Genomic DNA, 13063 nt, shown 5'->3' with positions numbered 1-13063 from the left:
CGCCTCACCAGGTGGTCGGCGCCGGAGGCGGGACCACCTCCGGGCGGTCGTCGCAGGTGATCGTGTTGGGCAGCAGCCACGGCGCGAGCCAGCCGCCGTCGTTGCCGCCCAGGTCCGTCAGGCCGAACTCCGAACCGGTCGACGGGAAGTTGAACGAGCCGCAGTTGTTGACGCCCACCGCGCCCACGTTGCGCGCGTCCACGTTCTCGAAGGTGGCGCCGCCCGCCGCGCGGGCGCTCAGCACCGAGGTCCCCGTGCCGTCGACCCTGATGTCCTTGAAGTGGATGTTCTTGATGACGTACTGGTCCTTCACGCCCCAGTCCGAGACCAGCATGACCGCGTTGTACGTGCTGTCCAGGAAGTCGTTGCCGGTGACGCGGATATCGGCGCCGTCGATGCTCCGGTCCAGGGCGTAGACCCACAGCGCGCCGAGCCCGATCTTCCAGTTCAGCTCGAACGTGCCCGCGCGGACCGTGGTGTTGCGCGCGAGATCCACCTTCCCGGCAAAGGGCTCGGCGCCGAAGCGGGAGCCGAGGTGCAGGGCGCTGCCCTCGCGGACCGGGTCGGCGACGAGGTTGTCGGAGACGGTGATGTCGCTGCCGCCGTAGATCGCGATGCCGTTGGCCAGGACCGGCGTCTGCACGGTGTTGTGGTCGAAGGTGTTGCGGGCGTTGGTGGTCTTCTCGGCCCACATGGCGAGGCCGTCGTCGCCCGAGTTGCGTACGAAGGTGTTCGTGACGCGCGAATCGGTCACGCCCGTGTGGAAGTTGATGGCGTCCGCGATCTGGTCCACGATCACGGTGTCGGAGACCTTCAGGTTCCTCATCGGCCCGTCGAACCACATGCCGACCTTGGTGTGGCTGATGTGCAGGCCCGAGATGGTCGAATCGCTCATCGCGCCGCCGATCGCGTTGACCTGGTCGGTGTCGATGCGCTCGCGCACGTCGCCCTCGATGGCGAAGCCGGACAGATGCACGTTGCGGCTGCCACCCTCGGCCGCGGACTTCCCGTAGAAGCCGACGCCGGTGTGCGTCGAGCCGTCGGCGGCGGGCTCGGCGAGCGCGACCTCGCGGCCCTTGATCTTCGTGTACCAGCTGCCCGCGCCGGTGATCGTGACGTCGTCCACGACGATGTGCCGGTCCACGCGGTACGTCCCCGGCGGGATGTACACCTTCAGATGGGTGCGCCGGGCGAACGCGATCGCCTTCTCGATCGCCCCCGCCGCGTCGCGCCGCCCGGTCGGATCCGCCCCGAACGCGAGGACGTTGGCGGCGAGGAGTTCGACGTGCGGCAGCCCGACCCGCTCGGAGTCCAGCAGGTCGATCGCCGTCCACGCGGCCCGGCTCCCGGCCGGAACGGTCAGCCGTACGGTGTCGCCCGCGCGGTAGGTACGGCCGAGCAGCAGGCGCTGCTCGTCGTAGAAGTGGCTCGGCCGGAACGGCTTGTCCACGACCGGCGCGGGCGTCGTCTCGGCGGGCACGCAGCCGCACTCGGTGATCCACCAGTCGGGGTGGAGCAGCCCGGCGCCCGGGTCGTTGGAGAACGGGTACTGGTTGTACAGCCAGGAGTACTGCGAGGTCAGCGTCATCGTGGACCGCTTGGAGCCGTTCACCGAGACGTCCAGCGGCGCCGTGATCCCGCCGCCGCCCGGCGCGTCCGGGATGCTGTAGCGCACGGTGATCGCGTTGGCCGCCGCGGGCAGCGTGAACTCCACGTGCTGCCCGGGCGCCAGCTTGACCGCCTTGCGCCCCGACGCCTCGGACGGCAGCGTGTACGCCTCCCGGTCCGGCCCGATGACCGTGCCGTTCGTGGTGGCGTTCTCGGCCTCCTGCTCCGCGAACGCCACCTTCGCGCCCCGCCCCTGCACCAGCGCGGGATCGAGGGCGGCGCGCGTGACGACCGGGGCCGGAGCGGCGGCGGACCGGGGCCCGGCGAGCGCGGGCGCACCGGCCAGCACCCCGAACCCGACGGCGGCCGCGGTCACCGAGGCGACCGTGGACGCGTACAGCCCGGCCCGACGCGGTCTTCGCACCGCCGCCGCGACAGCGGCGATCTTCCGTGACATCGCATGCCCGTTTCTCTGAGGAGTCGACGGGGCTCAACAGCCGTACACGCGTGGGGAGGCCGCCACCGTCGTGAGTGAGGCGACAGTAGGGCGCGCGGCGACCCTCCCACAAGACTTATGCGAGGAGATTTCCTCCGCGTGAGGCTTGCGTGCACTATCTCGTCACCTTTTTGCGTTCAGGTACGCAACGGATTCGCTCAGTCCTCCACCACCGTGAGCGTCAACTCCGAGTCCGCGTGCACCGTCACCCGTACGGGTACGAACTCCGTCGCATCGATCCGGGACTCCCCCGTGCCCGGGTTCAGGGCGTAGCGCGGGTGGGGAGCGGGGCCGACCTGCCAGCGGACGCGGTGGCCCGGGGCGAAGCGGTGGGCGGTCGGGGTCATCGGGATCGTCACGCGGACCGGGTCCGCGCCCGTGGTGCGGAGGCGGGCCAAGCCGTCGCAGACGTTGACCGACCGGCCCTCCGGGTCCACGTCGCACAGCCGGACGAACACCTCGCCGTGCCCCGTGTCCGTGGAGGCGCTGATCCGGGCGGAGACCGGACCGAGGACGGTGAGGGGTCCGTCCAGGGCGGGCCCGGTGAACGTGAAAACGTCCGCGCGCGCCTCCAGGGACGCGTTGTCGCGCTCCCCCGCCGTACGGGAGAGCAGCGCGCCGCCCAGCGTGGGGACCGGCTCGTCCGGGTCGTGGCGGAAGGAGGCGACGGGCGCGGTGTCCGTGGGGGCCTCGTGGGTGAGGTGGCCGTCGGCGGTCGGGTACCAGGAGGCCGTGGACGCCTCCGGGGGCCACGCGTCCAGGTCCCGGACACCCGCCTCCGCGCCGCCCACGTGCACGCGCACCGGTGTCGGGCGCAGACCGGACGGGTCGTCGCACAGGTGGGCCCGGAGCCAGGCCAGCGATTCGGTGAACACCTCGGCCCAGCCCGCCTGGAGCGCCGAGGTGTGGGTCCACGGGCCGACGAGCAGGGACACCTCGCCGCCCGCCCGGCGCAGCCGGTCGTACTGCGCGAAGGTCTGGTCCACGAGGGCGTCGTGCCGGCCGGTGACGAGGGCGGTGGGGACGACCGCCGCCCCGGCCGCCGCCCCTTCCGCCGCCATAGCCAGGGACGCGCCCTCCCAGTACGGGTCGTCCGCGTCCGGGTGGGCCATCACCTCGTCCAGCCAGGGGATCTCACCGCCGAGCGCGTCCGCGTATGCCCCGCGCAGCGGACGCGCGGTGACGGCGGAGCGCAGTCGGCGCTGGAGGCGCAGGGTCGCGCGGAGGAACGCGCCCATACCCCGGTGCTGGTAGGTCATGCCGGCGCCCACGGCGAGCGCGGTCTCCAGGTTGAGGACGCCGTCGGCGTGGAAGAGGGCGTACGGATCATGCAGCCCCACCTGCACCACCATGGCCTTCAGCTCCGGCGGCGGATCGAGGGCCAGCGCCCACTGGACGTACCCGAGGTAGCTGGGGCCGACGGTGCCCAACCGCCCGTCGAACCAGGGCTGTTCGCGCAGCCAGCCGACCGCCGCGAGGCCGTCGGCGGGCTCGTTGCGCCAGAGGTGGAAGCGGCCGCCCGAGCCGCCCGTGCCCCGGCAGCTCTGCACGACCACATGGAAGCCCTGTTCGGCGAAGAGGATGCCGTACTGCGGGGACCACGGCACTCCCCGCCCGTACGGCGTACGGACCAGGAGGGTCGGGAAGTCGCCCCCGGCGCGCGGGAAGTAGTGGTCGGTGAGCAGAGGGCTGCCGTCGGCGGCGGGGACCGTCAGACCGCGCTCCACGCCCACCTTGTGGCGCGCGGCGGGCAGACCGCGCCAGGAGGCGCGCATCAGCCGGGAGGCGAGCGGCGGCTTCGCGGACGACGGCGTCCATGCGGCCCGGGGGCGGGCGTCGTGCGTCGGTCGGGTCATCTTTCGCCTCCATCGGTACGTCATGCAGCGGTGCGGGAACCCCGCACTCCATTCTCGTACTAAGTACGAGAATACTGGATGCTTGGATGGCCCCGAAGGCGACCCGGGTGAGAGAGGCTGAGCACGTGACCCGCACCGAAGGTGCCGGAGGCATCGATCCACGCGTTCTCTGGCGGGAGCAGGACCGGCCCCGGCGCGGCCGCAGACCCGCGTTCAGCCGCGAGGCGATCACGGCAGCCGCCGTCGCCGTCGCGGACGCCGAGGGGATCGACGCGGTCACCATGCGGCGGGTCGCCGCGGAGGTGGGCGCCGGCGTCATGTCGCTGTACAGCTACGCCCCCGACAAGGAGACGCTGCTCGACCTGATGATCGACCACGTCTCCGGTGAGCTGCCCACATCCGGCCCGCTCACCGGCGACTGGCGCGCCGACCTCAAGACCATCGGCCGCCACCAGCGCGCGAACATGCTCCGCCACCCCTGGCTGCCCGCCGCCGTGCAGGCCCGCCGCACCCTGGGCCCCCGAACCCTCGCCTTCGTGGAGCACGCCCTCGCGGCGCTGCGGCCCATCGGGCTCGACGGGGCGGCCCGGCTGGAGATCTTCGCCCAGCTCACGTCGTTCGTGGCGGCCCATGTGGCCTACGAGGTCGGCCAGGCCCGCGCGGCCCAGGACCCCGGGCGGGCGGCCGCCGATGCGGCGTATCTGGCGGAGGTCGCGGCGGACGGCAGCCATCCGGAGCTCGCGGACGCGCTGGCGACGGCCGGGCGGCCGGTCACCCCGGACGCCATGTTCGACCGCTTCCTCACCCGTCTCGTGGACGGCCTCGACGCGGGCTGAGCTCCCACTCGTACACGTACGCGTACACACGAAGACACCGGCCCCCGGGGACGAATCCCCGGGGGCCGGTGTCTTGGTACTGCTGGAACTGCCGATCCGTCAGGATCAGAAGTCCATGTCACCGCCCGGCATGCCGCCCGGAGCGGCCGCGGCGGCCTTCTCCGGCTTGTCGGCGATGACGGCCTCGGTGGTGAGGAACAGCGCGGCGATCGACGCGGCGTTCTGCAGCGCGGAGCGCGTGACCTTCGCCGGGTCGAGGATGCCCTCGGCGATCATGTCGACGTAGTCGCCGGTCGCGGCGTTGAGGCCGTGACCGATCGGCAGGTTGCGGACCTTCTCCACGACGACGCCGCCCTCGAGACCACCGTTGACGGCGATCTGCTTGAGCGGGGCCTCCAGGGCGAGCTTCACGGCGTTGGCGCCGGTCGCCTCGTCACCCGAGAGCTCCAGCTTCTCGAAGACGGCCGAGGCCTGGAGCAGAGCCACGCCACCACCGGCGACGATGCCCTCCTCGACGGCGGCCTTGGCGTTGCGCACCGCGTCCTCGATGCGGTGCTTGCGCTCCTTGAGCTCGACCTCGGTCGCGGCACCGGCCTTGATGACGGCCACGCCGCCGGCCAGCTTCGCCAGGCGCTCCTGGAGCTTCTCGCGGTCGTAGTCCGAGTCGGAGTTCTCGATCTCGGCACGGATCTGGTTGACGCGGCCCTGGACCTGGTCGCTGTCACCGGCGCCGTCGACGATCGTCGTCTCGTCCTTGGTGATGACGACCTTGCGGGCGCGGCCGAGCAGGTCGAGACCGGCGTTCTCCAGCTTGAGGCCGACCTCCTCGGAGATGACGGTGCCGCCCGTGAGGATGGCGATGTCACCGAGCATGGCCTTGCGGCGGTCGCCGAAGCCCGGGGCCTTGACGGCGACGGACTTGAAGGTGCCGCGGATCTTGTTGACGACCAGGGTCGACAGGGCCTCGCCCTCGACGTCCTCGGCGATGATCAGCAGCGGCTTGCCGGACTGCATGACCTTCTCCAGCAGCGGAAGGAGGTCCTTCACGTTGCTGACCTTGGAGTTGACGATCAGGATGTACGGGTCGTCCAGGGACGACTCCATGCGCTCCATGTCGGTGGCGAAGTACGCCGAGATGTAGCCCTTGTCGAAGCGCATACCCTCGGTGAGCTCCAGCTCCAGACCGAAGGTCTGGGACTCCTCGACGGTGATGACGCCTTCCTTGCCGACCTTGTCCATGGCCTCGGCGATGAGCTCGCCGATCTGGGTGTCGGCGGCGGAGATGGAGGCGGTCGAAGCGATCTGCTCCTTGGTCTCCACGTCCTTGGCCTGCTCCAGGAGGGCGGCGGAGACGGCCTCGACGGCCTTCTCGATGCCCCGCTTGAGAGCCATCGGGTTCGCACCCGCGGCCACGTTGCGCAGGCCCTCGCGGACGAGCGCCTGGGCGAGAACGGTGGCGGTGGTCGTACCGTCGCCGGCGACGTCGTCCGTCTTCTTGGCGACCTCCTTGACCAGCTCCGCACCGATCTTCTCGTACGGGTCCTCCAGCTCGATCTCCTTGGCGATGGAAACACCATCGTTGGTGATCGTGGGGGCGCCCCACTTCTTCTCGAGGACGACGTTGCGACCCTTGGGGCCAAGGGTGACCTTGACGGCGTCGGCGAGCTGGTTCATGCCGCGCTCGAGACCGCGCCGGGCCTCCTCGTCGAACGCGATGATCTTGGCCATGTGAAGTGGTCCTCCCGGACAGGGGTGGATTGCTCCGGACCGAGTGGCGCCCGCGACGGACGGCCTGCGTGCCCTGCGGTTCCTTCCCCGCCTGGCGTGCGGGCCTCACCGGCCCGGTCCAAAATTCTGTCACTCTCACCTGGAGAGTGCTAAGCCCAATGATTAGCACTCGGCCCCCGAGAGTGCAAGCGCCCCCGGCCGGAGTGTGGACAACCCCCGGACGCGGCCGGGCAACGCGAAGGGTCCGTACCTCTGGAGGTACGGACCCTTCGTACGTGCGTGGCGTCGCGGCCGACGTGCCGTGCCGGGCTCAGCCGACGGCGAGCTTGACCATGTCCGCCTGCGGCCCCTTCTGGCCCTGCGAGATCTCGAACTCGACCCGCTGACCTTCTTCGAGGGTGCGGTACCCGTCCATCTGGATCGCGCTGTAGTGGACGAATACATCCGCACCACCGTCGACCGCGATGAAGCCGTACCCCTTCTCCGCGTTGAACCACTTGACGGTGCCCTGAGCCATGCCTAACTCCCCTGTAACGTGTGTGCGCCGAAGCGCGTCGACCGCGGCTGAATGTATCTGCCCAACTGCCCTGTGCAACAGGTCAATCGGACGACAATTCTGCGCAGCGCCGATCGCCCGAATATGAGGAATTCATGAGTTTGCGGGGCAAGTCGGGCCCGACAAAGGCGACTTAAGGCGCAAGAGGCGCAGGCACATTGGCTGCTTCTGATCGTGGCGCGGCGCATTCTCATATGCGAGGGGCACGGGCAGCGAAGGGGACTTCCCACACTCTACCCCGCTCAACCATGCAGAATTGCCCCCTCCGCTTCTCTCGCGGAGGGGGCAATTGCGGTGACGCTAAGGAGCCTTGGGCTCAGCAGCCGCCGGCCACTGCGGGGATGATCGAGACGCCGGCACCGTCGGGGGTGGCCGCGTCGAGGCCGCCTTCAAAGCGCACGTCGTCGTCGTTGACGTACACGTTGACGAAGCGGCGCAGCTTGCCCTGGTCGTCCAGCACGCGGGCGGCGATGCCCGGGTGGTCCTTCTCCAGCGAGGCGATGACCTCGGAGAGGGTCGCGCCCTCGGCCGGAACCTCGGCCTGGCCGCCGGTGTAGGTGCGGAGGATGGTGGGAATGCGGACCTTGACGCTCATGGCGGTGCCTTCCTGAAGTCTCGGGTGGTCAGCTGGTGGCGAGTCCGGCGGCGCGGAAGGCGTCCAGGCTCGGGCGGATCGTGGCGGTCGCCTGCGAGGTGTCGGCCACCGCGTCCAGCGTCTTGAGGCCGTCACCCGTGTTCAGGACGACGGTGGTGAGCGCCGGGTCGAGCAGGCCGGCGTCGATCAGCTTCTTCGTCACGCCGACCGTCACCCCGCCCGCCGTCTCGGCGAAGATGCCCTCGGTGCGGGCCAGGAGCTTGATCGCGTCCACGACCTGCTCGTCGTTGACGTCCTCGACGGCGCCGCCGGTGCGGCGGGCGATGTCCAGGACGTACGGGCCGTCGGCCGGGTTGCCGATCGCGAGGGACTTGGCGATCGTGTTCGGCTTCTGCGGGCGGACCACGTCGTGACCGGCCTTGAAGGCGGTGGAGACCGGGGAGCAGCCCTCGGCCTGGGCGCCGAAGATCTTGTACGGCTTGTCCTCGACCAGGCCGAGCTTGATCAGCTCCTGGAGGCCCTTGTCGATCTTCGTGAGCTGCGAGCCGGACGCGATCGGGATGACGATCTGGTCGGGCAGCTGCCAGCCGAGCTGCTCGCAGATCTCGTACGCGAGCGTCTTGGAACCCTCGCCGTAGTACGGACGCAGGTTGACGTTGACGAACCCCCAGCCCTCGCCCAGCGGGTCGCCGATGAGCTCGGAGCAGAAGCGGTTGACGTCGTCGTAGTTGCCCTCGATGCCGACCAGCTCACCGCCGTACACCGCGGCCATGACGACCTTGCCCTGCTCCAGGTCGTGCGGGATGAACACGCAGGAGCGCAGGCCCGCACGCGAGGCGGCGGCGCCGACCGCACCGGCGAGGTTGCCGGTCGAGGAGCAGGAGAGCGTGGTGAAGCCGAAGGCGCGGGCGGCCTCGACGGCGATGGCGACGACGCGGTCCTTGAAGGAGTGCGTCGGGTTGCCGGAGTCGTCCTTCACGTACAGGCCGCCGGTCACACCCAGCTCGCGGGCGAGGTTGTCGGCCTTGACCAGCTTGGTGAAGCCGGGGTTGAGATTGGGCTTGTCGGCCACATCGGCGGGCACCGGCAGCAGCGGCGCGTAACGCCAGATGTTGTTCGGGCCGGCCTCGATGCGCTTCTTCAACTCGTCGGGAGAGCCGCTCGGCAGGTCGTACGCCACTTCGAGCGGCCCGAAACAGGACGCGCAGGCGAAAATGGGACCGAGTGCGAACCGTTCACCGCATTCGCGGCAGGAAAGAGCCGCGGCGGGACCCAGGTCCACAGAGGATTCGGTGTGTGCTGCGACGGTTTCAACAGCCATGATGGCGAGGCCCTTTCTCCTCATCTTCCTCACGACGCGTTTCGCCGCGAGACGGAATTGGCACCTTCCCCACCTGACCTCGCGGTCGGCAGGAGGGTTGCCGGGACTTCAACGGGCCGTTCCCTCTGTCCCTCTGGATGAGCGCTGTGGCGACGGATCATGGATCCGCGCATTTGTCGGCGGACCGACCCCGGCATGCGATGGCCGTCCGCGTTGTTCAAGACTGTAACCGAAGGACCGGACGGGTGAGATAGCCGTCCGTACCGCGAGATGGATCACATACAGGGAGTATCGACCGTGCTCGAAGAGGTCGAACGCTGGCTGACCAGGCGTTCCTGGTCAGCCGCCGACCACCCGCCGGGGAGTGTGCGGGCCGCCGCGAACGGTACGGGCGTGAGCGTCGTTCTACCGGCCCTCAACGAGGCCGCGACCGTCGGCGACATCGTCGCCACGATCCGGCGCGAGCTGATGGAGCGCGTTCCGCTGGTGGACGAGCTGGTCGTGATCGACTCGGGCTCCACGGACGCCACCGCCGAGGTCGCCCGCCGCGCGGGCGCCCGGGTCGTCCACCGCGACGCGATCCTGCCCCGCCTCCCCGCCCTCCCCGGCAAGGGCGAGGTGCTGTGGCGGTCGCTCCTGGTCACCAGCGGCGACATCCTGTGCTTCATCGACGCGGACCTGAAGGACTTCTCGGCGGACTTCGTCTCCGGCATCGTCGGGCCGCTCCTCGCCCACCCCGAGGTGCAGTTCGTCAAGGCGATGTACGACCGGCCGCTCGGCGAGCTGCCCGGCCAGGGCGGCCGCGTCACCGAGCTGGTGGCCCGCCCCCTGCTGAACCTCCACTGGCCGCTGCTCGCGGGCTTCGTCCAGCCGCTGGGCGGCGAGTACGCCGTACGCCGCTCGCTCCTGGAGCGGCTGCCCTTCCCGGTCGGTTACGGGGTCGAGCTCGGCCTGCTCGTGGACGCGCTGCACACCGTGGGCCTCGACGCCCTCGCCCAGGTGGACGTCGGCGTCCGCGTCCACCGCCACCAGGACGGCCAGGCGCTCGGCCGGATGGCCGCCGCGATCTACCGCACCGCGCAGGTGCGGCTCTCCCGCGGCCATCTGGTGCGCCCCTCGCTGACCCAGTACGAACGCGGACCGGGCGGGTTCGTACCGCGCACGTACCCGGTGGACACGCAGGAGAGGCCGCCCATGTGCGAGATCGAGGAGTACGTGGCACGGCGCGCGGCCTGATCACGACCCCACGCCGTCCGGCTTCGTACGTTTGGGCGGATCGGGTTCGGGCTAGATTCCGGCCATGGTCTCCGAGCACGCCCCCCAGCCCGCTGCCCAGGTCCTCGTCGCGTCCAACCGCGGCCCCGTCTCGTACGCCGTGGGCGACGACGGCACCCTCGAAGCGAAACGGGGCGGGGGCGGACTCGTCTCCGGCCTCAGCGCCGTGGACGACAAGATGTGGGTCTGCGCCGCCCTCGGCGACGGCGACCGCGAGGCGGTGCGCCGGGGGGTCGGCGAGCCGGGTGTCCGGATGCTCGACATCGACGCCGGGGTGCACGCCGACGCGTACAACGGCATCGCCAACTCCGTGCTGTGGTTCGTCCACCACATGCTGTACCAGACGCCCGTCGAGCCCGTCTTCGACGCGGAGTTCCGCAGGCAGTGGGCCTCCTTCGAGACCTACAACCGCGCCTTCGCCGAGGCGCTGGCCGAGGAGGCGGGAGAGGGCGCGGCGGTCCTGGTGCAGGACTACCACCTCTCGCTGGTCCCCGGCATGCTCCGCGAGCTCCGCCCCGACCTGCGGATCGGCCACTTCTCGCACACCCCGTGGGCACCCGTCGACTACTTCCGGCTGCTCCCCGACGACATCGCCGAACAGCTGCTGCGCGGCATCCTCGGCGCCGACCGCGCCGCCTTCCTGACCCGCCGCTGGGCGGACGCCTTCATCGGCTGCTGCACGGAGATCCTGGGCGGCACCGGCCGCACCCGCATCGGCGTCCACGGCCTGGGCGCCGACGCCGGATTCCTGCGGAGCCGGGCGCACGAGGCGGACGTGGACGAGCGGATGGCGGCCCTGCGCGAGCAGATCGGGCCCGACCGGAAGACCATCGTCCGGGTCGACCGGACGGAACTGTCCAAGAACATCGTCCGGGGCCTGCACGCCTACCGCACGCTGCTGGACGAGCGCCCCGAATGGCGCGAACGCGTCGTGCACGTCGCCTTCGCCTACCCCTCGCGGCAGGACCTCGCGGTCTACCGGGAGTACACCGCGGAGGTCCAGCGGGTCGCCGACGCGATCAACAAGACGTACGGCACGGACGGCTGGACCCCGGTCGTCCTGCACGTGAAGGACGACTTCGCCCGCTCGCTCGCCGCGTACCGGCTGGCCGACGTCGCCCTCGTCAACCCGATCCGGGACGGCATGAACCTGGTCGCCAAGGAGGTCCCGGTCGTCTCCGACGAGGGCTGCGCGCTGGTCCTGTCGCGGGAGGCCGGCGCGTACGAGGAGCTGGGCGAGCACGCCTTCACGGTCAACCCGTACGACGTCTCGGCCACAGCCGACGCGCTGCACGAGGCGCTGACGCTCCCGGACGACGCGCGGGCCGCCCGCACGGAACGGCTGGCCGAGGCGGCCACCGCGCTGCCGCCGCAGCAGTGGTTCCTGGACCAGCTGGACGCGCTGCGGCGCGATTAGCGACTAGGCGAGGCGGTCGGCGAGTTCGCGCAGGTACGCCACGACCGCGCCGGGCCCGGGCAGGGACAGGTCGGCGCGGTCGGCGAGCTCCGGCACCTCGGCGCTGCCGCTGCAGATGAGCAGCCCGGGGACGGCGTCCTCGTCCCGTGTCCGGAGCTTCTCCACGGCCGCGAACGCGGCGAGGTCGCCCAGGTCGTCGCCCGCGTACAGCACGGACGTGGCGCCGATCTCGCGTACGTACTCGGTGAGCGCGACGCCCTTGTCCATGCCCGGCGGGCGCAACTCCAGGACCAGGCGCCCCGGTTCCACGATCAGCCCGTGGCGCGCGGCCAGCTCGCCGAGGGGCCCGCGCAGCGCGTCGAACGCGGCCTGCGGGTCGGCGGCGCGGCGGGTGTGCACCGCGAGGGCGTGGCCCTTGTCCTCGGTCCAGGTCGCGGCCTCCCCCAATACGCCGGGGAGCTCGGCGCGCACGGCCGCGACGCCCGGGTGCGGTTCGGGGGCGTGCACGGTCCCGGTCACGGCGTCCCAGCGCTCGGCGCCGTAGTGCCCGAGCACGACGAGGTGGTCGAGCCCTTCCACTCCGGCGACCCCGGCAAAGCGCACGGCGACCTCGGCGGGGCGCCCGGTGATCACGGCCACGGACGCGACCTTCGGCGCGAGGGCGGCGAGCGCCGCCACGGCTCCGGGGTGCGCCCGCGCCTGCTCGGGGTCCGGCACGATGTCCGCCAGCGTCCCGTCGAAGTCGAGCGCGACGAGGGCCTGGGCCGGCCGGGCGAGGATGGCTTCCAGGCCGTCACGGCCTGCGGTGGTCTGTGGGGTGCCCATGCGCTTGAGCGTATCCCCGCACACCCCCGCCGCGGGGGCGCTGCCCCCCGTACCCCCGCTGCTCAATCGCCGCAGGGGCTTGAAATAGCCACCGCCCTCCCGGGGCTCCGCCCCGCACCCCGCTGCTCAATCGCCGCAGGGGCTTGAAGTGGCCGTCGCACTATCCAGCCCCGCCGGCGTTTGAGGCGCGGGGTCCGGGGCAGCGCCCCGGTTTCGGGAAGGGGCGGGGTGGGGTACAGGCCCGCCGCAGGCGCAGCGCAGGCGCACGCGCCCCCTACCGCCGCCCCCGCCGAGCATCACGGACGCGCCGAAGGCGATTCACCGTCACCGGATCCTCCTCCAGCGCCCGCCGGTCATCCAGCAACGCATTCAGCAACTGGTAATACCGCGTCGGCGACAACCCCAACCGCTCCCGGATCGCCCGCTCCTTCGCCCCCGCCCCCGCCCACGACTGCCGCTCCACAGCGAGCACCGCGCGATCGCGGTCGGACAGCGGCGCGGACTCGGCAGGGCCGTTCGGGGGGTGGGCGGTCATATCAGCCAATATATG

11 protein-coding genes and 1 riboswitch are annotated in these 13063 nt (G+C 71.1%); of the genes, 3 read left to right on the top strand and 8 right to left on the bottom strand.

Annotated elements, in window-relative coordinates:
* Positions 1 to 4: 4 nt before the first annotated feature.
* Together AMK18_RS08860 and AMK18_RS08855 are read right to left on the bottom strand one after the other, a co-directional pair.
* Positions 5 to 2065, bottom strand: a complete 2061-nt coding sequence (locus AMK18_RS08860) for a glycosyl hydrolase family 28-related protein (RefSeq protein ID WP_073862396.1) — start codon at positions 2063 to 2065, stop codon at positions 5 to 7.
* Positions 2066 to 2262: 197 nt separating this feature from the next.
* The gene (locus tag AMK18_RS08855) at positions 2263 to 3960 is read right to left on the bottom strand and encodes a CocE/NonD family hydrolase (protein ID WP_073862395.1); all 1698 of its coding nucleotides are present in this window, start codon (positions 3958 to 3960) and stop codon (positions 2263 to 2265) included.
* Between the two features lie 125 nt (positions 3961 to 4085).
* Here AMK18_RS08855 and AMK18_RS08850 point away from each other — a divergent pair, with 125 nt between their 5' ends.
* Complete coding sequence (locus AMK18_RS08850) at positions 4086 to 4796, top strand: TetR/AcrR family transcriptional regulator (RefSeq protein WP_073863203.1); 711 nt, start codon at positions 4086 to 4088, stop codon at positions 4794 to 4796.
* Between the two features lie 105 nt (positions 4797 to 4901).
* Here the strand turns inward: AMK18_RS08850 and groL are convergent, their stop codons facing one another.
* From groL to thrC, 4 genes are all read right to left on the bottom strand, one after another.
* Positions 4902 to 6524 (bottom strand): chaperonin GroEL, encoded by a 1623-nt coding sequence (gene groL, locus AMK18_RS08845; RefSeq protein ID WP_073862394.1) that lies wholly within the window; start codon positions 6522 to 6524, stop codon positions 4902 to 4904.
* A 310-nt stretch (positions 6525 to 6834) separates the two neighbouring features.
* A complete protein-coding gene (locus AMK18_RS08840) occupies positions 6835 to 7041 on the bottom strand; it encodes a cold-shock protein (RefSeq protein WP_003967346.1) in 207 nt (68 codons plus the stop codon).
* A gap of 355 nt (positions 7042 to 7396) precedes the next feature.
* Entirely contained in the window at positions 7397 to 7675 is a 279-nt protein-coding gene (locus tag AMK18_RS08835) for a MoaD/ThiS family protein (protein WP_018101573.1), read from the bottom strand.
* A 28-nt stretch (positions 7676 to 7703) separates the two neighbouring features.
* Positions 7704 to 8996: a threonine synthase gene (thrC, locus tag AMK18_RS08830; RefSeq protein ID WP_026171321.1), complete on the bottom strand. Its 1293-nt coding sequence runs from the start codon at positions 8994 to 8996 to the stop codon at positions 7704 to 7706.
* A gap of 17 nt (positions 8997 to 9013) precedes the next feature.
* Positions 9014 to 9140, bottom strand: a riboswitch (SAM riboswitch).
* Between the two features lie 153 nt (positions 9141 to 9293).
* Between thrC and AMK18_RS08825 the strand changes: the two genes are divergently transcribed.
* Positions 9294 to 10232 (top strand): glucosyl-3-phosphoglycerate synthase, encoded by a 939-nt coding sequence (locus AMK18_RS08825; RefSeq protein ID WP_073862393.1) that lies wholly within the window; start codon positions 9294 to 9296, stop codon positions 10230 to 10232.
* A 64-nt stretch (positions 10233 to 10296) separates the two neighbouring features.
* Positions 10297 to 11688: an alpha,alpha-trehalose-phosphate synthase (UDP-forming) gene (locus tag AMK18_RS08820; protein WP_018101576.1), complete on the top strand. Its 1392-nt coding sequence runs from the start codon at positions 10297 to 10299 to the stop codon at positions 11686 to 11688.
* A 3-nt stretch (positions 11689 to 11691) separates the two neighbouring features.
* Here AMK18_RS08820 and otsB read toward each other — a convergent pair whose 3' ends face one another.
* On the bottom strand, positions 11692 to 12513 hold the full coding sequence (gene otsB / locus AMK18_RS08815; RefSeq protein WP_073862392.1) for a trehalose-phosphatase: 822 nt from the start codon (positions 12511 to 12513) through the stop codon (positions 11692 to 11694).
* Positions 12514 to 12787: 274 nt separating this feature from the next.
* Positions 12788 to 13048, bottom strand: a complete 261-nt coding sequence (locus AMK18_RS08810; RefSeq protein ID WP_018101578.1) for a DUF3263 domain-containing protein — start codon at positions 13046 to 13048, stop codon at positions 12788 to 12790.
* Between the last annotated feature and the right edge of the window lie 15 nt (positions 13049 to 13063).

Source organism: Streptomyces sp. CB01249 (assembly GCF_001905735.1).
In the GTDB taxonomy this organism is placed as follows: domain Bacteria; phylum Actinomycetota; class Actinomycetes; order Streptomycetales; family Streptomycetaceae; genus Streptomyces.
The sequence above is the reverse complement of the archived record's forward strand: the minus strand, read 5'-3'. Positions and strand labels throughout refer to the sequence as shown.

What these genes read in the sequence shown, in the direction of transcription:
- groL (WP_073862394.1), bottom strand. Translation starts at nt 6,524, where the DNA reads ATGGCCAAGATCATCGCGTTCGACGAGGAGGCCCGGCGCGGTCTCGAG.
- AMK18_RS08835 (WP_018101573.1), bottom strand. Translation starts at nt 7,675, where the DNA reads ATGAGCGTCAAGGTCCGCATTCCCACCATCCTCCGCACCTACACCGGC.
- AMK18_RS08840 (WP_003967346.1), bottom strand. Translation starts at nt 7,041, where the DNA reads ATGGCTCAGGGCACCGTCAAGTGGTTCAACGCGGAGAAGGGGTACGGC.
- AMK18_RS08810 (WP_018101578.1), bottom strand. Translation starts at nt 13,048, where the DNA reads ATGACCGCCCACCCCCCGAACGGCCCTGCCGAGTCCGCGCCGCTGTCC.
- AMK18_RS08860 (WP_073862396.1), bottom strand. Translation starts at nt 2,065, where the DNA reads ATGTCACGGAAGATCGCCGCTGTCGCGGCGGCGGTGCGAAGACCGCGT.
- thrC (WP_026171321.1), bottom strand. Translation starts at nt 8,996, where the DNA reads ATGGCTGTTGAAACCGTCGCAGCACACACCGAATCCTCTGTGGACCTG.
- AMK18_RS08855 (WP_073862395.1), bottom strand. Translation starts at nt 3,960, where the DNA reads ATGACCCGACCGACGCACGACGCCCGCCCCCGGGCCGCATGGACGCCG.
- AMK18_RS08820 (WP_018101576.1), top strand. Translation starts at nt 10,297, where the DNA reads ATGGTCTCCGAGCACGCCCCCCAGCCCGCTGCCCAGGTCCTCGTCGCG.
- otsB (WP_073862392.1), bottom strand. Translation starts at nt 12,513, where the DNA reads ATGGGCACCCCACAGACCACCGCAGGCCGTGACGGCCTGGAAGCCATC.